Here is a 20,233-nt window from a genome sequence, read left to right on the forward strand (position 1 = left end):
CTGCAGCGTTTCGCCGGTGCGGTAGACGGCGCAGTTGTCCTGCATCGTCTTCTGCATGCGGTTGCGCAGCTCCGCCGTCGGGGTGCCGCCCGAGGCATTGCGGAACTTGTCGAGGCGGGTCAGCGCGAGATCGGCCGAGGACTTCGGCAGCTCGGGCTGCTTTTCGCCCGGCGTCACGATTTCGGCGCAGCGCAAGCCGGCGGCACGTCCGAAGACGACCAGATCGATCAGCGAGTTCGAGCCGAGGCGGTTGGCGCCATGCACCGAGACGCAGGCCGCTTCGCCGATCGCCATCAGGCCAGGCACCACGGTATCGGGATTGCCGTCGACCTTGGTCAGCACCTCGCCATGATAGTTCGTCGGGATGCCGCCCATGTTGTAGTGCACCGTCGGCAGGACCGGGATCGGCTCGCGGGTGACGTCGACACCGGCGAAGATCTTGGCGCTCTCCGAGATGCCCGGCAGGCGCTCGTGCAGGATCTTCGGGTCGAGATGGTCGAGATGCAGGTAGATGTGGTCGCCGTTCTTGCCGACGCCGCGTCCGCCACGAATCTCCATGGTCATTGAACGCGAGACGACGTCGCGAGAAGCCAGATCCTTGGCGGAGGGAGCGTAACGCTCCATGAAGCGCTCGCCCTCGGAATTGGTGAGATAACCGCCCTCGCCGCGAGCCCCCTCGGTGATCAGGCAGCCGGCGCCATAGATGCCGGTCGGGTGGAACTGCACGAACTCCATGTCCTGCAGCGGCAGGCCGGCACGCAGCACCATGCCGCCACCGTCGCCGGTGCAGGTATGGGCCGAAGTCGCCGAGAAATAGGCGCGGCCATAGCCGCCGGTCGCCATGATCGCCATCTTCGAGCGGAAGCGATGCAGCGTGCCGTCATCGAGCTTGAGCGCGATCACGCCGCGGCAGACGCCATCCTCGTCCATGATCAGGTCGATGGCGAAATATTCGATGAAGAACTCGGTGTTGTAGCGCAGCGCCTGGCCATAGAGCGTGTGCAGCATGGCGTGGCCGGTGCGGTCGGCGGCAGCGCAGGTGCGCTGGGCCGGAGGACCGTTGCCGAAATCGGTGGTCATGCCGCCGAAGGGACGCTGATAGATCTTGCCGTCCTCGGTGCGCGAGAACGGCACGCCCCAATGCTCGAGCTCATAGACGGCCGCCGGCGCATTGCGCACGAGATACTCGATCGCATCCTGGTCGCCGAGCCAGTCCGACCCCTTGACGGTGTCGTACATGTGCCACTGCCAGGTGTCCTTGCCCATGTTGCCAAGCGAAGCGGCAACGCCGCCCTGCGCCGCGACGGTGTGCGAGCGGGTCGGGAACACCTTGGAGATACAGGCAGTCCTCAGGCCCGCCTGCGAGCAGCCGACCGTCGCGCGCAGTCCCGCGCCGCCGGCGCCGACAACCACGACGTCGAAGGTGTGATCGGTGATCGGATAGGCCTGGCCTGTATAGGCCGGGACCGATTGGGCTCTGGTGATCGCCATCGGGTTCAGCCTCCGAAAGAGAGTTTCAGGATCGCGAAGACGCAAGCTGCGCCGATCGCGATCGCAAAGAAGGTGTTGGCCATCACGGCGAGGATCTTCAACCCTTCGTGGTGGACATAGTCCTCGATCACGACCTGCATGCCGAGACGCATATGGACCGCGCCCGACAGGGTGAAGAGCAGCATCAGGATCGCGACCAGCGGGTGCGAGAGCGTCGCGACAGCAGCCGCATAGGGCTTGCCGAAGAGCGAGATCACAACGCCGAGGAAGATGATCGTCAGAAAGACGTTCGCCACGGCGGTGACGCGCTGCAGCCAGAAATGGCCGGTGCCGGACTTGGCCGAGCCGAGACCGCGAACGCGGCCGAGCGGGGTACGCATGGAAGAATTTGACGACATGACGAAACTCCTCAGCGCATCGCGTAGGCGACGATCCAGAGCAGGATCGTCAGGCCCGCCGAGACGAAGACGCTGTACTTCGCCATATTCATGCGCGTCTCGGGGTCGTAGCCGTACCCCATGTCCCAGACGAAATGGCGCAGGCCGCCGACCATGTGGTGCAGCAGCGCAAAGGAATAGCCGAACAGCACGAGGCGCCCCAGGAAGGAGCCGGCGATCGCCTGAGCCGTTTCATAGGCCCCCGGCCCCGAGGCGGCGGCCACGAGCCAGGCGGCGATGAGGACCGTGCCGGCATAGAGCGCCGAGCCGGTGACGCGATGCGCGATCGACATCGCCATGGTCCAGGACCAGCGGTAGATTTGCAGATGCGGCGAAAGCGGGCGCGCGATCGGTTTGGTTTGGGCCAAGGTGAACTCTCCGACTCTGCGGCCCGCCGGGGGCCCGATCCATTTGGGAATGGTTCTAGAGTGATTGGCTCTCTATAGAAACCGTTCCCGCGCTGCAATGCGAGGCAGCGAATCGGTGGTTACATAAATCTCAATCTGTAACTTTATGCTTACGCGTCAGCGCGGCAACAGCACCCAATAATCGAGATCGAGGATGACACCACCGGCATATTGATCGCCCAGCTTCAAGGGGTACTCCCCGCAAGGCAGGTTCTTGGTCGCGACGAGACGCAGACGCAGGGCGCCGACATCGCTGCGGCCCGGCAACTCGGCCTTCTCCAGCACCTCGCTCCAGGCATAGACCGTATCGCCCGCGAAAAGTGGCGCGACATGCCTGCCACCATTGATCGCCGCGATGTGAAGGCCGTTTCCGAGACCGTTGTACGATAGGGCACGGGCCAGGCTGATGACATGGCCGCCATAGATCAATCTCTTGCCGAAACGCGTCTCGCGCGCGCCGTAGGCGTCGAAATGCACCTTTGCGGTGTTCTGGTAGAGACGGGTGGCAAGCTGATGCTCGGCTTCCTCCACGGTCATGCCGTCGACATGGTCGATGCGTTCGCCGACCGCATAATGGCCCCAGCGAAACGCCGAGCCCGCGAGCGCATCGTCATAGGCGGTGAGATCCAGTGTCGGGCAGCCCTCGCCAAGCTCTTCGGGAGCGACGACCTTCGGAAGTTCGGGCACCTGCTCGGCATGCGCCGGGGCTCCCGGTTCGCGTTTGCGCACCAGCACCCAGCGCGCATAGCTCAGCACGATTTCGCCCAGTTGGTTCCGGCCGATCGAGCGGACATAGACGATGCCGGCATCGCCCGCCGAGGTCTGCTTCAGGCCGATCACCTCCGAGGTGGTCGACAAGGTGTCGCCCGGATAGACCGGCCTGAGGAAGCGCCCATCCGCATAGCCGAGATTGGCGACGGCATTCAGCGAGACGTCCGGCACCGTCTTGCCGAAGACGATGTGGAAGACCAGCAGATCGTCGACCGGCGCCGCGGGATATCCGACCGCGCGTGCAAAACTGTCCGAAGACTGGACCGCGAAGCGCGGCCCATAGAGCGCCGTATAGAGCGAGACGTCGCCGCTGGTCACGGTCCGTGGCGTGGCATGGACGATCGTCTCGCCCAGCCGGAAATCCTCGAAAAAGCGGCCAGGGCTGGTTTTGGAAGCGGGCAGCGTCGCAGTCTGGGACATCGGCGTCTCGCGTCTGGTCGGGCAGGCGGATTGTGCGCCGCCGTGAGAGCCTGCGTCCAGCCCCGTGCCGCTGCGACGATGGGGTAATGCGCACGCCCGGAATGGTCGGCCGAGCGACGACCATTCATCGAACGAGCCTCGCGGCCCTCCGTCGCGCCGCGACAGGAAGAGGCGCGCAGCCTAGGCTACAATCGCCTGCAGCTTGGCGAGATCGACATTCGCGCCGCAGACCAGAACGCCCAGGCGCTCGCCCGGAGCCGGCTTGTAGGCTCCCGAGATCAGCGCGCCGAAGGCGGCCGCGCCACCGGGCTCGACGGCCAGCCGGAAATCGCGCCAGAGCCGCGCCTGCGCCTCGGTGATGGCGGCATCCGGCACGAGCGCAACGTGATCGACCGTGTCCTTGCAGGCGTCATAGACCAGCTGGCCGACATTGCGGGCGCCGAGCGAATCCGCGGCCACCGAGGCGACATCGACCGCGACCGGTCCCTTGGCTTCGAGCGCCGCCTGCAAGGCACGCGAGCCCGCGGGTTCGACGCCGACCACCTTGACCTTCGATCCCGCGAACCAGGAGGCGATTCCCGAGATCAACCCGCCGCCACCGACTGCGACAAGCACCGTATCGAGATCGGGCTCCTGCAAATCCCACTCGCGCCCGAGCGTGCCCTGACCGGCGATGGTCTCGACCGCGGCGAAGGGATGGATCTTGAGCGCGCCGTTTTCCGCGACGAAGCGATCGCAGGCAGCCTGCGCATCGTCATATTGCGCGCCGCCGACCACGGCCTCCGCGCCGAAGCGCCGGATCGCCTCGATCTTGGCCGCGGGCGAAATCTCCGGCACGAATATCGTCGCCTTCACGCCGCGTTCGCGCGCCGCATAGGCCACCGCCGCACCGTGGTTGCCCCCGGATGCAGCAGAAACCCCTGCAGCAGGCACCGGCAGGGACAGCAGGTTGTTGAAGGCGCCGCGCGTCTTGAAGGACCCCGCATGCTGCAGGCATTCGAGCTTGAGCGAGATGTCCCCCACGGACCCGAGCGCCCCCTTGCCCAAGCGCATGATCGGCGTCACGCGAGCATGGCCGGCGATGCGCGCGGCAGCCGCCTCGATCATGGAATGGGACACCGGACGGTCGGACATGGCGCGATCCTGATAGGCTGGGCGATCCGGCGCGAAGGTCCAGATCGCGATGGGAAGCCCGTGGCTATCGCGTCCCGGCGGATCGGGGAAGGGCTTTCCACGCCCGCCCCGGATGTGCCTGGCGACGATCAGCGCCGCGAACGCATCCAGCATATCGTCTGCAGCAGCTCCCCGCGGCGGCCGTGCGTGAACGCTCTCGACCGGCAAGCCTGCCGCGATCAGAAGTGCCCGTCGTTCGGCCATGCCCTCGGGGTTGATCGCCCCTCGGACCTTCTTCGGGCTCAGAAGAGGAGCGCCGCGCATCGTCCGAAAGGCAAGTTCGGGATGGGTTTCATAGACGTGCTCGCGCCACACCGGCTCCTGCCTCAACAAGCCGTCGATCTCCCGGATCTTTGGGAACAGAAAGAAGCCCTGCTTGGAGACCTTGCGCGGTGGCTCGGAGGTCCCGACGGCCACGCCGCAAGCCTCCAGATACTCTGCAGCCTGGACTGCCGAGCGCGAGGGAATGGAGAACACCGAGGATTGCCGCTCGCCGAGCAGGCTGCGCACCGCCTGCTCGGGGCCACGTCCGGAGCCGACAATCCGGTCCGGCAGGCCGATCGGCATATCGACCGCCACGAGATCGGGCGGCGCCGATCCCGCAAAGAGCTCGGAGAAATGCGAGATCACGCGCAACTGCGGACGCAGGGGCGTAGCGTCGCCCAGGATCGCAGCGATCCAGCCCGCCTTGCAGCCGTCGACGCCGGCGATCCAGCCCATTCGCCCCCCTCTTCACCTTTCGATGAACTGTCGTTGCATTGCAGTCACGTCTAGTGTGCACTGCAGCGAAATTCGATCAGCCGTCGTTAAGGAGTATCCCATGACAGCGATCCGCCCACGCCGCAGCGTCCTGTATATGCCTGGTTCGAATGCCCGTGCGCTCGAAAAGGCTCGCGAGATTGCCGCCGATGCGCTGATCCTCGATCTGGAGGATGCCGTCGCCCCGGATTCCAAGGACATGGCGCGCGAGCAGGTCTGCGCCGCGGTGAAGGCCGGAGGCTATGGTCGGCGCGAACTGGTCATTCGGGTGAACGGCGTCGACACGCCCTGGTTCGAAGCGGACCTCGCCGCAGCGACCGAGGCCAGGCCCGACGCGATCCTGATCCCGAAAGTGTCGGCCCCCGAAACCTTGATCGAGATCGGCCACAAGCTGACCGGCCTTTGGGCAGATCCGGCCATCCGGATCTGGGCGATGATCGAAACGCCGCTCGCCGTCCTGGACGCGGCGCGGATTGCCTCGGCGGCGAAGGATCCCTCGACGCGGCTCGCCTGCTTCGTGATGGGCACGAACGATCTCGCCAAGGAAACCCGCGCTCGCTTCGTGCCTGGCCGTGCGCCGATGCTGCCTTGGCTGGTGACGGCCATCCTCGCCGCCCGTGCCCATGGCATCGACATCGTCGACGGCGTCTACAACGATCTCAAGAACGAGGATGGCTTTGCGGCCGAATGCGCGCAGGGCCGCGATCTCGGCTTCGATGGCAAGACGCTGATCCATCCCTCACAGGTCGCTGCGGCCAACGCCGCCTTCGCGCCGGATGATCATGAGCTTGCCCGCGCCAAGGCGATCATCACCGCCTTCGAACAGCCGGAGAATGCCGACAAGGGCGCGATCCAGCTCGACGGCCGCATGGTCGAGCGGCTTCATGCCGAGATGGCCAGGCGCGTCGTGGCGCTGAGCGAGGCGATCGCGGCGTAACCTGCGCGATGCCCGGCCTTGCGCCGGAGGCCCGTATTGATCGGGGTAACGGGACGAGATCATGGCCGGGACAGGCCCGGCCATGATGGAGAATACCGGGCGTCTGCCCTCAGCCCTTGGCCTTCTTTGCCCGCTCCATCGCCTCGACGATGAGCTGCTTTGCCTTGGTGGCGTCACCCCAGCCGGTGAGCTTCACCCATTTGCCGGGCTCGAGATCCTTGTAGTGCTCGAAAAAATGCTGGATCTGGTCGAGCGTGATCTGCGGCAGGTCGGTGTAGTTGTGCACGTTCTCGTAGCGCTTGGTGAGCTTGGGCACCGGCACGGCGATGATCTTCTCGTCACCGCCGCCCTCGTCCTCCATCATCATCACGCCGATCGGCCGGACCGCGATGTAGGAGCCGGGAATCAGGGGGCGTGTATTGGCGACCAAGACATCGCAGGGGTCGCCATCCTCGGACAGCGTATGCGGGATGAAACCGTAGTTCCCGGGATAACGCATCGGGGTGTAGAGGAAGCGATCGACGAAGAGCGTGCCGGCTTCCTTGTCCATCTCGTACTTGATCGGCTCGCCACCAATGGCCACCTCGATGACCACATTGACTTCGTCGGGCGGATTCTTGCCGATGGAGATGGCATCTAGGCGCATGGGTCATACCTGTTGAGACAAAAAACTGGCGCGCCTTATGCGCGCTGTAGCGCAAAAGTCCAAGCCCGACCTTTAGGCGGACGGGGCATCAGGGTTTGCGCATGGCACTTCCCACTGATATCGGGCTGCAGATGATCAAGGATGGAACTTTGTGGTGTTGAACCTGCTGCGCCGCAACGATCAGCGTTATGCGCGGCGAATGGCCCGCATCGCGCGCTGGGACCGGCCGCTTACCGGCCGGGTCGACCGGCTGCGCGCCTGGGCCAATATGCTGCTGGTCGATCATGGCATCTTCCGCCTGGCCTATCTCAATGCCCACCGGGTCACGCCGCGCCTTTGGCGCGCCGCCCAGCCCGCGCCCACCGACGTCGCCTGGTTCGCCCGCCAGGGCGTCAAGACGATCGTCAACCTGCGCGGCGGTCGCGAGCACGGCGCCTGGCCGCTGCAGCGCGAAGCCTGCGAACGCCACGGCATCGCACTGGTCGAATTCGTGCTGCGTTCGCGTGGTGCACCTGACCGCGAGACGATCCTCGGCTCCAAGGCCTTCTTCGAGGGCCTGAAGGAACCTGCGCTGGTGCATTGCAAATCGGGCGCGGACCGGGCTGGCTTTTTCTCGGCGCTCTATCTGCTGGTGCACGAGAACCGCCCGCTCGACGAAGCCATGAAACAGCTCTCGTTGCGCTACGGCCATTTCCGCTTCGCCAAGACCGGGATCCTCGACGCGTTCTTCGAAGCCTATGCCCGCGAGGGCGAGGCCAAGGGCATCGCCTTCCTCGACTGGGTCGAGCGCAGCTACGATCCCGAGGCGCTCGAGAGAGACTTCAAGACCGGCTTTCTGTCTTCGCTGATCGCCGACCGCCTGATCCGGCGCGAGTAGACCTGCTCAACGCGCCGCACGCGGCAGGGCAGGAGCGCCCCCCATCCGCGTCCAGGTAAACTGGATATGCGCCATCATGCGCGCGAACGAAACGCATCCGATCGCGGTGAGCAGCGCCACCGACAAAGTCCCGAACCACCACATAACCAGCGCGGCACCGGCCAGCGAAACCGCATTCGTCATCATCTGCCGTCGCGGATACAGCGACAGTGAACCGATCTCGTGCAGCGGTCCGACCAGGGTACTGCAGCCATAGAACAGCGAGAGCAGCGCCATGGTCTCGCCGACCCCTTCCCATTGCGTGCCCTCGAGCACGTAGTCGGCCCCGAGTGCGACGATGGCGACGCCGGCGAAGAGCACGACGACAATGGCAACCATGCCCATGGTGATCCGACGGGCCCAATGTTGCCGATCCGCTCCCTCGCGCTTGCGCAGATCATTCATCGCCAGCGGCGTGACCGCCGCGTTGAATAATTGCATCGGCATTTCCAGCAGGCGCATGGCAAGCGCGACATGCGCCGCCAGAAGGGCGTTGCCGGCGAAGGGCAACGCCAGCAGCGGCGCCACCATGAAACCGAAGGACAGCAGCGCCGAGGGCAGCAGATAGGTCGGCGCCGTGCGCCAGCGTATCGCCGACTCCATCAGTTCTCGGTGCGACCAGCAGCGCAGCCTCACGAAGCCGATCAGCGCCTTGTGACGGCGCCAGACCAGGTAGATCGCAGCCATTGCGTGGCCGAAGGCATCGGCGGCGAACAGCGCAAGCGCCGTCGGGCCGAGCGGCCAGATCAGCAGGATCATCATGGCCGGCTGGACGATCGCCTGCACGACATTGCTGTTGCCGATCGTCGTGAAATCACCCTCGGCGGTCGCCTCGGCGGTCATCAGCCTGATGGCCGCACGGCTGGCCAACGAAATCAGGAAGAGCGCACCAAAGCCGCGCAGGACCCAGCCCGCGGACGCCGCGAACAGAATTGCCGCAGTCATCCCGGCAAGGAAAACCATTCCCGCAGCGAAGGCCAGTCGAAACGCCCTGCCGAGACGCACCCTGTCATTGCTCTGAAAGAACACGGCCTCGAAGCGCAGCAGAACTGCGATCGCGACGAAATTGGCCAGCGCCGAAAAGATCGCGAAATCCGCGAAAACCTTGGGTGGGCACAGGGCCGCTGCGAAGAGCAGGCCCCATACCGAAAGAATCCGCGCCTGGACGAAGCGCAGCGCCAGCATCAAGCCGTTGCGGAGACCGGTGCGCCTGACGGGAGAGCCATCGGCCGCGATCGGCTCGGCCGGAACGGGCGCCGACGCGGCCGCTGCAAAGCCGCCCCTGTCCAGTGCGAGTTGCGCAGCCATATCCACGTCCCCGGTCGGGATGTCGGGCAGGTCGTCTTCGCTCGACCGGGGGCCGTGGCGCTCGCCTGCCGGAGTTCGCTCGCGATCAACCCCTTCGATCACGTCGCTTCACTCCGCAGGCTGCACGCTGCGCCGGTATGGTTAACGCACGGTAAATTTGCAGGCACTTTCGCTGGTCGCGCCGGGGAGGGTTCTCGCTACCATGCGAGCTGTGGCGGAAAAGTGGCAAAACCCGTCATTTATCAGCGTTCTAACTGAGCTCCATTGTCATCTGAGGACGTCCCGGTCAGTGTTTCCCTCGCAGCTTGAGAGGCTTGATCCCATGACGCGCGCCCCCATCCACCTCGATTTCCTGAATGCGCTGGACGTCGAGGCACTAGGGTTGACCGACCCGCAGATCATCTCCGCAGTGGAGGCTGGGCTTGCGGCGCAAGGACGCGGGGAAACCGTGATCGAACCGCGCATGCACCTGATTCCAGGCGGCAGCAGTGGTCATTTCAACGTGCTGAGGGGCGCGTTTCGAGCGCCGATCAACCTGGCGGGCGTCAAGGTGATCGGGGACTTCGTCGACAACTACAAGGAGGACTTGCCCTCGGAGCTTGGCCTGCTCCTGTTGATGGACCCGTCCAATGGCGTGCCCAGGGCCATCATCGACGGGAGCCATCTCACCGATATGCGCACCGGCGCAGTCACAGCCATCGGCGCGAAATACCTTGCGCGCAAGGCTGCCAAGGTGCTGGGGCATATCGGAGCACGCGGCACGGCCTACTGGAACGTACGCCTGCTCGACTCGCTGTTCGACTTCGACGAGATCCGGGTGCATTCCCGCCGACAGGAAAGCCGCGAGGCTTTCGGAGCACGGCTCACAGCTGATCTCGGCAAGCCCGTCATCGTGACCGAAGACTGGCGCTCCTGCGTCGACGGCGCCGATATCGTTGTCGAAGCCTCGCGCCTCGATGCTCCCGAGCCGCTGCTGAGGACGGACTGGATCAAGCCGGGCGCTTTCGTCGTGCCCTACGGCACGATGAGTGCCGTCGAGCTTTCGCTGACCGATATCATGAGCAAGCTCGTCGTCGACGATTGGGGCCAGTGCCGATCGGGCCAGTTCGGCGCGCTACGTGCCCATGTCGAGGCCGGCAAGCTCTCGGAGGCGACCCTTCATGCCGAGATGGGCGAAATCGTCGCCGGGCTGAAGCCCGGCCGCGAGAGTGACGACGAAACCATCCTGTTCTGGCATCGCGGGCTCTCGCTCTCCGACATCGCGCTTGGCCATTTCATGCTGGAGAAGGCCGGGCGCATGGGGATTGGCCAGAGGCTGCGTTACGCCTGATGAACCCTGCCACACCGCACCTTGTCGCCAATGCGCGGATGTATGCCGTCAACCCGGCGGTTCATGCTGCCTGGACCGATCTCTTCGCCTGGATCTCAAGCCGGTCGGGGGTGCCGCTGACTGTCGTCGACCATGCCGCACCGGCTCCATTGGAGGACCTCTGGCGACGCGGCGATCTCGGCCTCGCCTTCATCTGCGGCTACCCCTTCGCAAGCGGTCGCTTTCCCGTGCAGCCGATCGCGGCTCCGATCCCGGCCGCAGCGCTTGCGGGCGGGCGGCCCTTCTATGCAACTCATCTCGTCACCCGCGCCGAAAGCCCGATCGCCACGCTCGCCGGGAGCTTCGGTCAGCGCCTTGGCTGGACGGTCGAGCACTCCCAGTCCGGGTTCAACGCCTTGCGCAGCCACCTGCTCCCCCATTGGAAGGCCGGGCCGTTGTATCGGCAAAGCATCGGCCCGCTTCTGACGCCGCGCCGGGTGATTGCCGCGTTGCTCAACGACGAAATCGATATTGGTCCGCTCGACTCGTATTTTCACGACCTGTTACTCGCGCATGAGCCTGAAACCGCTGCACGGCTGCGGACCATCGAGACGACGCTCCCAAGGCCGATGCCGCTCCTGGTCGCCTCGGACACGCTGGACGCGGCCCCGCTTGCAAACCTTCGCGATGCGCTGCTCGACGCAGCAGCCCAGCCTCAGGCGCAGGCTTTGCTGGCTCGCCTTAAGCTCTCCGGTTTCGCAGCCATAGAACGCAGCAGCTATGACGTGCTGCTCGAGGATGCACGCAGCGCGGAAGCCGCCGGATATGGTCGGCCGGGCTAGGGTTCGGCCGGGCGCCCGGCACTGCGCGCCCGGATCGCCGCAAGCGTGATACGCCCGAGCGGCCGGCTGTCGCCATCGACGATGGTCGCCCCGTCTCGCCCCTCGGTCAGAAGCGCGGAGAGCACGTTGCGCAGATTGGCCGATGCCGGAAGCCGCAGGTCGGAAACCTCTGGCGCTCCCTCTTCGACCGCATCTGCGGCGCTGACCAGAGAGAGGCGCCGTAGCGCGGCGTCAGCACCGACGAAATCGGCGACGAATGCGTCAGCCGGAGCCGCCAGCAGGCGGTCGGGTGTGTCATACTGCACTAGGCCGCCATCCTTCATGATGGCGACGACATCGCCCATGCGGATCGCTTCGTCGATGTCATGGGTGACGAAGATCACCGTCTTCTTCAGCCGGCGCAGGATCGCAACGAACTCCTCCTGGAGGCGTCCCCGCACCACGGGATCGACCGCACCGAACGGCTCGTCCATCAGCATGACCGGCGGGTCGGCAGCCAAGGCGCGCGCAACCCCGACACGCTGGCGCTGTCCGCCGGAGAGATGGCGCGGGTAGCGCGCCAGGAACTGCTCGGGCTCCAGCCCGACGAGTGCCAGCATCTCCTCCGAGCGCGACCTGATCTTCTCCGCCGGCCAGCCCAGCAGTTTGGGCACGGTCGCGACATTCTCGGCGATGGTCATGTGCGGGAACAGGCCGACCTGCTGAATGACATAGCCGATGCGGCGGCGAAGCAGCACCGGATCGGCCTGGGTGACATCCTCACCCCCAACGATGATCCGGCCGGAACTCGGTTCGATCAGCCGGTTCACCATCCGCATTGTCGTGGTCTTGCCGCAGCCGGATGGGCCGATCAGCACGCAGGTCCGGCCTTCGGGCACAGAAAGATCGAGGCTGTCGACCGCGGGACGCGCGATGCCTGGGAAGAGCTTGCTGACATTCTCGAGACGGATCATCAGGCCCCCATTCGCGCGGAACGCGTCATGGCGCGCTCGACGCTCGCAAAACCGATCTCGACCAGCAGCGCGAGCAAGGCGACCGCGACCGCTCCGGCAATCAGCTGCGGAAAATTGAAATTCGCCATGCCGGCAGTGATCAGTTCGCCGAGACCGCCGCCGCCGATGAAGGCCGCGAGCGTCGCCGCCGAGACGACCTGCACGGCGGCCGTGCGGATGCCCGCAAATATCACCGGCAGCGCCAGCGGGATCTCGATCCGCGTCATAACCTGCGCATCCGAAAGTCCCTGCCCGCGCGCCGCCTCGACGATGTCGCGGTCGACTTCGCTCAGGCCCGTATAGGTGTTGAGCAGCAGGGCCGGCAGGCCGTACAGCGTCAGCGCCACCACAGACGGCAGGAAGCCGGTGCCGAGCAGGGGCAGCATGATGACGAGCAAGGCCAGGCTCGGCACGGTGCGCAGGATGTTGACGATCGCGATCGCCGAATTGGCGAAGCTGCGATGACGCGTCAGCGCAAGTCCGAGCGGCAGTGCGATCAGCACCACGGCGAGAAGCGCCACGCCCGAAAGCCAGAGATGATTCTCGACCGCTGTCCAGAAGATGCGGGGATTGGCGGAGATCCAGCCGAGCATCAGGCGCCCTCCGCCTGGGCCGCCCGCAGGCCGAGCTCGAGCCGACGCAAGATCTCGTCGCAGGCGATGGCAAGCAGCGAGGTCATGATCGCGCCGACCACGACCTTCTCGCCGAAATCCTGGGTGATGCCCTGGAAGATGATGTCGCCAAGGCCGCCGGCATTGATGAAGGCGGCCACGGTCGCGACCGAGACCATGGTGACGACCGTGATGCGGATGCCGGCGATGATCACCGGCAACGCCAGCGGGAGCTCGATGGCGAAAAGCCGACGCCAGCGGCCATAGCCCATGCCGTCGGCGGCATCCAGAATCTCGGGCGCGATCTCGCGCAGGCCGGTTGCCGTGTTCCGGATGATGATCAGCAGGGCATACATCACGAGCGCAACGATCGCCGGGCCAAAGCCCAGCCCGAGGATGGGAATCAACAGCGCAAAGATCGCCAGTGCCGGCACCGTGTAGAGGGCGCCCGAAATCAACAGCACGACGAGGTAGAACGTCGGCCGCCGCGCCGAGATGATCCCGAGCGGCAGGCCGATGACGAGCGAGATCGCGAGCCCGATGCCAACGAGCTGGATATGCTCCCAGAGCGCGATCAGCAGGCGGTCGTAATTCTCAATGATCCAGGTCATGCCGGCAGGTCCGAAAACGCTGCGGCAAGCTCTCCCGCCGCCAGGCGTTCGGCCAGCGCCTCGAACTCGCGCCCCATCGGCCGGTCATCGTCGAGCCGGGCGACATGGGCGCGGACGAAGCCAAGTGCGAGAGTGGTGCCGACGCCGAGCCTGATGCCCTCGCGCTGCTCGGCGGCCTCGGCGGCCACGACGAGTTCGATCGCAGCAAGCCGCGCCAGGTGCTCGGCGATCATCGCCGTCTTTGCGACGATGCGCGGCGTCATCGGCGCGTAATCCTCGACACCATCGGCAACCGGCATGGTCATCGGGCCGAGCGGCAGGGCGAGATGGCGGATCTCCGCTTCCAGGGCTGCGGTCGTCTTCTGCGTGGTCGCAAACCCCGCATGCGTGCCGCCATGGCGTGTCAGGAAGCGCGGCAACCCGCTGGACGCAGGCGACATCAGCTTGGTGATACGGAACGCCGAGATCGTCGCGGCGTGGGCGACTGCCAGTCCGAGCCCCTCGAGCGCGAGTGCAAGAGCCGTCGTGTCGAAATTGACGGTCGAACGCAGGACATCCTCGGTGATCAGCACCGCCGGGCTGTCGCCGGCCCCGTTGAGCTCGACTTCGACGAGCGCCCGCGCCGTATCGAGCGCGGCGGATGCGGCTCCGTTCACGGGCGCCAGGCAGCGAAAGGACAGCGGGTCCTGCACGCGCCTGGCAGCGCCTTCATCAAGGAGATCGCTGCCGGCCAGGAGTTCGCGCAACTTCGCCGCGCCAGTGACATGGCTCGGCACCGGCCGAAGCGCGACCAGATTGCTGCCGATGGGCGAGAGATTGGCGCGGTAAGCCTCCAGCGAGAGTGCGCCTGCTGCCGTCAGCGCCTGCAGCGCCATGGTCATGGCGCGAAGCGCGAGCGCAGCCAGGCCCGCGCTCTCGGCATTGGCATTGAGCAGCGCGAGCCCGTCCTTCGGCCCCAGGGCCGGAAGCGCTATGCCGGCCAGGCGCATGGCCTCGGGGCCGGGGCGAATCCGCCCGTCGAACTCGGCCTCGCCTTCCCCTGTCAGCGGCAGAAAGAGCTGGGCCAGCGAGCTGAGGTCGGCCTCACCCAGCGAGCCGATGCGCCGGACGACAGGATGAACCCCGGAATTCAGCATCGCAGCGAGCGTCCCGACAAGGCCCGGCGAGATGCCCGACGCGCCCTGCGCAAGACCGGCAAGCCGCGCCAGCAGCACGGCCCGCACCTCGCCCCGTGACAGGCAATGCCCGACCCCGACGGCCCGCGCCCGAACGGCCCGCTGCTGGAAGGCAGCAATCTGATCCGCCGCCAGCCGCGTATCGACCGCAGCCCCGAGGCCCGTCGTCAAGCCGTAGACGGCCTCGCCGCGTTCGAGGCTGCGCTCGACCACCGCGCGAGCCCCGCTCAGCCGCTCATGCAACGCGGGAGCCAGCATGATCTGCGCAGCATCATGCGCGACGGCATGGACCTGTTCGATCGAAAGCGGCCCGGCACCGATGACGACGGCGGGGGCCGCTTGCACCAGCTCCATCCGCAGACCGCCCGCCTTAGCGGACAAGACCCTTGGCTTTCAGGAAGGCGGCGGCGACGACGCGCGGCTCCTTCTTGTCGACCTCGACCTGTCGGTTCAGCTCCTGCATCGTCGCATTGTCGAGCGCCGCCCCGACCTTCTCGAGGATCTCGACGACCTTGGCATTGCCGGCAATCTCCGGACGCACGACCGGGGCGAGGAAATAGGGCGGGAACAGCGACTTGTCGTCGTCCAGGGCTACGAACTTCTCCGCCGCGATCTGCCAGTCGGTGGAGAAGCCGTTGGCGATGTCGACCTGCTTTTGGTTCAGCGCCTCGTAGCGCAGCCGGAGCGCAGCGAACTGCTTGAACTCGGCAAACTCGGCGCCATAAACCTCCTTGAGACCCGCGATGCCATCACGGCGGTCGACGAATTCGGTACCGGCACCGAGCCGGAGCTTGGACGAGACCTTGCCGAGATCTGTCAGGGTCTTGAGGTTGTATTCCTTCGCCGTCTCCGGCCGCACCACGATGGCATAGCCGTTATTGATGCCGGAAGGCTTCAGCCAGGTCAGGTTGAACTCCTTCTCGTAGAAGGCCTTGACCATGCCGCGCACCTTCTCCGGGTCGGTTTCGGTCACGCCCTGGGCCTTCATCACGGCGTTGAGGCCGGTCCCGGTATATTCCGGATAGAGATCGATCGCGCCGCTCTTCAGGGCCTCATGCGCCACCAGCGTGCCACCGAGATTGATCTTGCGCTCGACCTTGAAACCAGCGCCCTCGAGGGCCGCGGCATAGAGCTCGGCAACGATGAACTGCTCGGTGAAATTCTTGGAACCGATCTTGATCGTCTGGGCCGCTGCCGCCGACAGCCCGACCAGGATCATGGCGGCAACAGTACAGACCGTCTTCGCGAAGCGCATGCTGACAAGTTTCATGGCTGCCTCCTGTGATGGCTCAAGGGGTTAGCTAACGAGGGATCGAACAGCGATGCAAGTTTCGGGCTCGTGAAGGAGAAAAGCGCCTTCGCGATTCCAGTCTCGGAGAACGAACGCCCCGGGCAAGCGCTCAACTGAGGGGATTTCGTTCGCCCGCGCGGATGGCGGCGGGCAGGCGATTCTCGATGGGCGACAAAGGGCAGACCCAGGCCTCGGAATAGGCGCAGGACGGGTAATAGGCGAAATTGAAGTCGAGGATCGTACGCCCCTGCGAAGTCGCGCCGAGATCAGCGCTCTTGATCGTGTCGAGCAGGTAGCGGCCGCCGGCAAAGGTCTCCTCGCCATTGCTCGCATCGCCGAAGGGCAGGAAGGTCCCGCCGCCATAGCCCTCGATCCAGTAAAGCGTCAGCTCCCGAGCGAGCGCGCCCTCCAATCCGTCGGTCAGCGCGTAGGGCCGGAGCACCATGGCGCCGTCCTTTCCGGCTTCGACCCGAATGGTTTCACGCCCGATCGCGGGCCGGAGCCCGACCTCGAAGCGCAGCGCCGGATCGTAGGAGAAATAGCGGATGCCCCTGAAGCGCTGCCGCCGAGCGGCCGCAAGCGGCGACTGCCGATGCTCGCGAAACAACCGGTCGCGTACGCTTCGCCACTGCGTCCAGCCCGCTTCCGTCGGCATCGCCCGGACCGCTGCGTAGAGATCGGCCACCTGCCGACGCCAATCCTGGAGCGAGGCCATGTTCTCGAGTACCGCGCTCGCAGACAGGCGAGCCCCTGATCTGGTGGATTCCGCTCCGGCAATGATCTGGTTTTTCATGGAGTGCAGCCTTCGGTTCGACTGAACGGGATCGCTTAGGCACGAGAACCGCCGCCGCCGGTCAACGCGTCGGCGACGCAGGCGTTCCCACATCGCCCATTGTGCCGATCCTGCTGTCAGGCCGTGTCAGCGTTCCCGGCGGTGCCAGCAAAAATCGTCGCGTCGAGGCACAAAGCCAAGGCCAATGAAGAACGCCGCCGTCACGAGATCGCGACGACGGCGTTGAACTGGCGGATCGGAAGCCCGAGCTGTCAGGAAAATTGCGTCTTCAGGCCTTCGAAGAGCGCAACCTGCTCGGCAATCAGCGCACGCTTCTCGTCGCGCCGCACGAAGACCTTGAACATCGCTTCGCCGGCAGCATTGAAGAACTGGACCGAGCAGGAGCGGCGGCCATGGAACTGTCGATCGACCAGGTAGATCGCCGTGCAGTTGCCTGCCTTGATATGTCCGCCGATCGGGCTGTCGCCATGAATGTTGTAGTAGCCATGGCCGAAGGAGCCGACGGGCAGCGAGCCTTCACATTCCAGCACGATATCGGCGGTGTGGACGATGAAGAGCACCTCGCCCCAGGTCGAGAGCGCCTGCCACAGCGCCTCGAAGCGCTCGGCAGCGATGAAATGGCGCTGGTCGGCCGGCGCTGCCTCGAGCACCGCGAGCGTCGGCACGCCGACCTCGCGGGCGATGGCCTCGATCACGCCATCCGGCTTGGCTGCCAGCGCCTGCCTGACGCGCTCCATCGGGTCTGTCTGTGACGGGTCCTGGACCGCCGCTGCACTCGCCTGCGAGATCGACATGCCGTCCTCCCTCACTCTGCCGCCTGGCGGGGCAAATGCGGATTGGCCTCGCTGAGCACCGTCTCGAAACCTTCGAATTCGGGATGCCCGAGATACATCGGCGTAGCCCTGGGCTGGCCGGCATTGCGGTGTGATTCACGGAACTGGTCGGACTTCGTCCAGGCCGTGAAATCCTCCTTCGAGGCCCAGGTCGTGTGCGAGGAATAGAGGGTATGGTCCTCCTTCTCCGGCCCCTTGAGCAAATGGAAGGCGATGAAGCCGCTCATCTCGTCGAGGCGGGTCTTGCGCGAGGACCAGACAGTCTCAAAAGCGGCCTCCTCTCCCTTGACGACCTTGAAGCGATTCATGGCGATGAACATGGGTGTTTTCCTCAGTTGGCTGGCTGTTGGCTGGCTTGGTTGAACGGGAAGCGGGCAGTGCCTGGCGGCATTGCAGTCCTCATGTGCCGAAGCGCGTCGAGAAGCCGATCTTGCCGACGAAGCCCGGGCTGTTGTCACCGTCGCGGTAGCGGCGATAGCGAACGTCGCCGACATTCTCGAGCGAGAGATAGGCGCGGGCATCCGGCGTGATCTTGTAGTCGGCGTAGAGATCGACCAGCGCATAGGCCTTGCTCGCGAGCACCTGCGATCCAGGCGGCAGGCGCTTTTGATCGTCGACCAGCGTCAGCCGGGCGCCCACCGTCAGCTTCTCCTCAAAGAAGCGCAAACCGCCGTTGAGGACCAGCTTGTCAGGATAGATCGACTCCAGAGGCTGGTTCAGCGTCCTGTTGTCGCCGCGGATGGTCGAGCCGGCAAGGGTCATGAACCAGCGCTTCGCGTCGTAGCCGAGTTCGGCCTCGAAGCCGGTGATGCGCGCCTTGGCAACGTTCTGGTACGAGAAGAAGGCATCGTTGCAGGCGCCCGGGATCGGCGCGCCGCAGGGAGCACCGGGATCGACGAAGATACCGTCGATATAGTTCTTCACGTCGTTCCTGTAGACGGCGAGCTTGCCGCGGAAGCGGTCGCCCTCGCTCAGGATGTCGTCATATTTCAGATTGACGCCGGCCTCGAGCGTCTTGCCCACTTCCGGCTTCAGGTTCGGGTTCGGCCGGAAGATGAAGCTGGCAGGAGCCGGATGCGGCCCGTCTACCAGCGTCTCGGTCACCGACGGCGCCCGATAGCCCTCGGCATAGGTGCCATAGACCTGCAGCCCCTGCAGCGGGGTGACGCCGAGCGTCAGCTTGGGCGAGATGCGGTTGCCATCCGACGAGGTGCGACCGCCGCTGAGCTCATAGGCGTCGTAGCGCAGCGCGCCGATCAGGTCGAAGATCGAATACTTGACGTGGCTCTGCACGAAGCCGCCATAGACGCTGCGCTTGCCGGACGGCGTTGTCTCGTCGCCATTGCTGACCGGATCGCTGGTCCTGACGCGATCTTCGAACCAGTCCGCGCCGTAAGTCAGATTCAGCGCTGCCGCGCCCAGATCGAATTTCGAGGTGTTGTAGATGTCGAACCCCGTGGTCTGGACCTTGAAATAGCGCTTCGCGCCCAGGGCCGCGCCCGTACCCGAGATCTGGGTCTGGTCTGTGTCCGTCGAGGTCGAATACGCACCGATGTTCAGGTTCAGCCACGGGATGTCGGGCCGCGAGAAGCTGTAGCGCGCCGTGTAGTTCTGCGTCGTAACCTCGTTGTCGCGACGCGGGGCCGTGGGGGTGCCGACACCGTTGGAGAAATCGTAACGCTGGTACTGGCCACCGAGCTTGAGCTCCTGGCCTTCGCCGGGCGTGATCACGATCTTGCCGAGACCTGAAACCAGGTCCTGCCCGGTATCGGCGATCTTGGTGCCATTGCCGTCGCGATAGGGATTGAGTGAGCGGAACGAAAGCCCGACCAGGCCCGCGACGACGTCATTTGGCCGGAAGGCGCCGATGGCATTGCCGAAGACGCCGGTCTGGCGAGCGAACACACCGGTACCGCCGATCTCGGCCGCTGCGCGCTCGCCGGGCCTGAGGATGTCCTTGGGATCGACCGTCTCGAAGGACACGACGCCTCCGATCGCGCCTGAACCGTAGATGTTGGCAACCGGGCCGCGCGTCACGTCGATGACGCGTACGAAAGAGGGATCGAGGAAGAAGGCGCCATTGGCATTATGGCCCGATCGCTGGAAATTCTGGCGCGCGCCGTCGACCGTCACCGCGACGCGGCCGAAATCCTGCAGGCCACGAATATTGATCGCGGTCGCGGGGTCGTTCGGGTTTTCCTGTGTCGAGACGCTGGGCATCTGGTTGAGGAGGGTCCCGAGCCTTTGCGGCTGCTGCGAACGGATCTCGTTGCGCGTCATCACAGAGACCGAGGCCAGCGCGTCGATCGCGCGCTCTTCCTGCTTGCTCGCCGTCACGGTGATCTCGTCCAGCGCAATCGGCGTAGCAGCGGAGGCTGGCGCCGGCTGGGATTGAGCATGAGCGCCGAGCGACCATAGCGCGATGGCAGCCACGGAAACGGAAGCGCGCAACAGCGCGGCGTGAGAATTCATACGTCCAGCCCCGAACCTGACCTGAAGATTTTGCAGCGA

At 65.3% G+C, this 20,233-nt stretch carries 20 protein-coding genes; 4 read left to right on the plus strand and 16 right to left on the minus strand.

Annotated features, from left to right (window positions below):
- From sdhA to AC1DW9_RS30160, 5 genes are all read right to left on the minus strand, one after another.
- The coding region (gene sdhA / locus AC1DW9_RS30140) for a succinate dehydrogenase flavoprotein subunit (protein ID WP_476855267.1) at positions 1-1,491 on the minus strand (1,491 nt) is incomplete at its 3' end.
- 5 nt (positions 1,492-1,496) lie between these two features.
- Positions 1,497-1,889 (minus strand): succinate dehydrogenase, hydrophobic membrane anchor protein, encoded by a 393-nt coding sequence (gene sdhD / locus AC1DW9_RS30145; RefSeq protein ID WP_069878686.1) that lies wholly within the window; start codon positions 1,887-1,889, stop codon positions 1,497-1,499.
- A gap of 11 nt (positions 1,890-1,900) precedes the next feature.
- Positions 1,901-2,296 (minus strand): succinate dehydrogenase, cytochrome b556 subunit, encoded by a 396-nt coding sequence (gene sdhC, locus AC1DW9_RS30150; protein WP_441507429.1) that lies wholly within the window; start codon positions 2,294-2,296, stop codon positions 1,901-1,903.
- A gap of 156 nt (positions 2,297-2,452) precedes the next feature.
- Positions 2,453-3,526, minus strand: a complete 1,074-nt coding sequence (locus tag AC1DW9_RS30155) for a MaoC family dehydratase (protein WP_441507430.1) — start codon at positions 3,524-3,526, stop codon at positions 2,453-2,455.
- Between the two features lie 180 nt (positions 3,527-3,706).
- Entirely contained in the window at positions 3,707-5,419 is a 1,713-nt protein-coding gene (locus AC1DW9_RS30160) for a serine/threonine dehydratase (protein ID WP_441507431.1), read from the minus strand.
- Between the two features lie 100 nt (positions 5,420-5,519).
- On the opposite strand from AC1DW9_RS30160, the gene AC1DW9_RS30165 reads away from it, so the two are divergent.
- The gene (locus AC1DW9_RS30165; RefSeq protein WP_441507432.1) at positions 5,520-6,395 is read left to right on the plus strand and encodes an HpcH/HpaI aldolase/citrate lyase family protein; all 876 of its coding nucleotides are present in this window, start codon (positions 5,520-5,522) and stop codon (positions 6,393-6,395) included.
- 109 nt (positions 6,396-6,504) lie between these two features.
- On the opposite strand, the gene ppa is transcribed toward AC1DW9_RS30165, so the two are convergent.
- Positions 6,505-7,041 carry an inorganic diphosphatase gene (ppa, locus tag AC1DW9_RS30170; RefSeq protein ID WP_441492722.1) on the minus strand — a complete coding sequence of 179 codons (537 nt, stop codon included), beginning with the start codon at positions 7,039-7,041 and terminating at the stop codon, positions 6,505-6,507.
- A 154-nt stretch (positions 7,042-7,195) separates the two neighbouring features.
- Between ppa and AC1DW9_RS30175 the strand changes: the two genes are divergently transcribed.
- Positions 7,196-7,918 (plus strand): fused DSP-PTPase phosphatase/NAD kinase-like protein, encoded by a 723-nt coding sequence (locus AC1DW9_RS30175; RefSeq protein ID WP_441507433.1) that lies wholly within the window; start codon positions 7,196-7,198, stop codon positions 7,916-7,918.
- Positions 7,919-7,924: 6 nt separating this feature from the next.
- On the opposite strand, the gene AC1DW9_RS30180 is transcribed toward AC1DW9_RS30175, so the two are convergent.
- Complete coding sequence (locus AC1DW9_RS30180; protein ID WP_441507434.1) at positions 7,925-9,367, minus strand: lipopolysaccharide biosynthesis protein; 1,443 nt, start codon at positions 9,365-9,367, stop codon at positions 7,925-7,927.
- A gap of 220 nt (positions 9,368-9,587) precedes the next feature.
- On the opposite strand from AC1DW9_RS30180, the gene AC1DW9_RS30185 reads away from it, so the two are divergent.
- Positions 9,588-10,595, plus strand: a complete 1,008-nt coding sequence (locus AC1DW9_RS30185) for an ornithine cyclodeaminase family protein (protein WP_441507435.1) — start codon at positions 9,588-9,590, stop codon at positions 10,593-10,595.
- Positions 10,595-11,416 carry a phosphate/phosphite/phosphonate ABC transporter substrate-binding protein gene (locus AC1DW9_RS30190; protein WP_441507436.1) on the plus strand — a complete coding sequence of 274 codons (822 nt, stop codon included), beginning with the start codon at positions 10,595-10,597 and terminating at the stop codon, positions 11,414-11,416. The genes AC1DW9_RS30185 and AC1DW9_RS30190 overlap by 1 nt, the downstream gene beginning before the upstream one ends.
- Here the strand turns inward: AC1DW9_RS30190 and AC1DW9_RS30195 are convergent.
- From AC1DW9_RS30195 to AC1DW9_RS30235, 9 genes are all read right to left on the minus strand, one after another.
- Entirely contained in the window at positions 11,413-12,369 is a 957-nt protein-coding gene (locus tag AC1DW9_RS30195) for an ABC transporter ATP-binding protein (protein WP_441492717.1), read from the minus strand. The two genes, AC1DW9_RS30190 and AC1DW9_RS30195, sit on opposite strands and share 4 nt — an antisense overlap.
- On the minus strand, positions 12,369-13,001 hold the full coding sequence (locus AC1DW9_RS30200) for an ABC transporter permease (RefSeq protein WP_441492716.1): 633 nt from the start codon (positions 12,999-13,001) through the stop codon (positions 12,369-12,371). Before AC1DW9_RS30200 ends, AC1DW9_RS30195 begins: the two co-directional genes overlap by 1 nt.
- On the minus strand, positions 13,001-13,630 hold the full coding sequence (locus AC1DW9_RS30205) for an ABC transporter permease (RefSeq protein WP_441492715.1): 630 nt from the start codon (positions 13,628-13,630) through the stop codon (positions 13,001-13,003). Before AC1DW9_RS30205 ends, AC1DW9_RS30200 begins: the two co-directional genes overlap by 1 nt.
- Positions 13,627-15,150, minus strand: coding sequence for an HAL/PAL/TAL family ammonia-lyase (locus AC1DW9_RS30210; RefSeq protein WP_441492714.1), 1,524 nt, complete (start codon positions 15,148-15,150; stop codon positions 13,627-13,629). The genes AC1DW9_RS30205 and AC1DW9_RS30210 overlap by 4 nt, the downstream gene beginning before the upstream one ends.
- Before the next feature lie 25 nt (positions 15,151-15,175).
- Positions 15,176-16,075: a glycine betaine ABC transporter substrate-binding protein gene (locus AC1DW9_RS30215; protein WP_441507437.1), complete on the minus strand. Its 900-nt coding sequence runs from the start codon at positions 16,073-16,075 to the stop codon at positions 15,176-15,178.
- Between the two features lie 130 nt (positions 16,076-16,205).
- The gene (locus AC1DW9_RS30220; protein WP_441507438.1) at positions 16,206-16,889 is read right to left on the minus strand and encodes a DUF1684 domain-containing protein; all 684 of its coding nucleotides are present in this window, start codon (positions 16,887-16,889) and stop codon (positions 16,206-16,208) included.
- Positions 16,890-17,140: 251 nt separating this feature from the next.
- Positions 17,141-17,683, minus strand: coding sequence for a heme utilization cystosolic carrier protein HutX (hutX, locus tag AC1DW9_RS30225; protein ID WP_441507439.1), 543 nt, complete (start codon positions 17,681-17,683; stop codon positions 17,141-17,143).
- A gap of 11 nt (positions 17,684-17,694) precedes the next feature.
- On the minus strand, positions 17,695-18,042 hold the full coding sequence (hmuQ, locus tag AC1DW9_RS30230) for a heme-degrading protein HmuQ (RefSeq protein ID WP_441492710.1): 348 nt from the start codon (positions 18,040-18,042) through the stop codon (positions 17,695-17,697).
- A 79-nt stretch (positions 18,043-18,121) separates the two neighbouring features.
- Complete coding sequence (locus AC1DW9_RS30235) at positions 18,122-20,194, minus strand: TonB-dependent hemoglobin/transferrin/lactoferrin family receptor (RefSeq protein ID WP_476767822.1); 2,073 nt, start codon at positions 20,192-20,194, stop codon at positions 18,122-18,124.
- Positions 20,195-20,233: the final 39 nt, after the last annotated feature.

Source organism: Allobosea sp. P4_E12 (genome assembly GCF_056401655.1).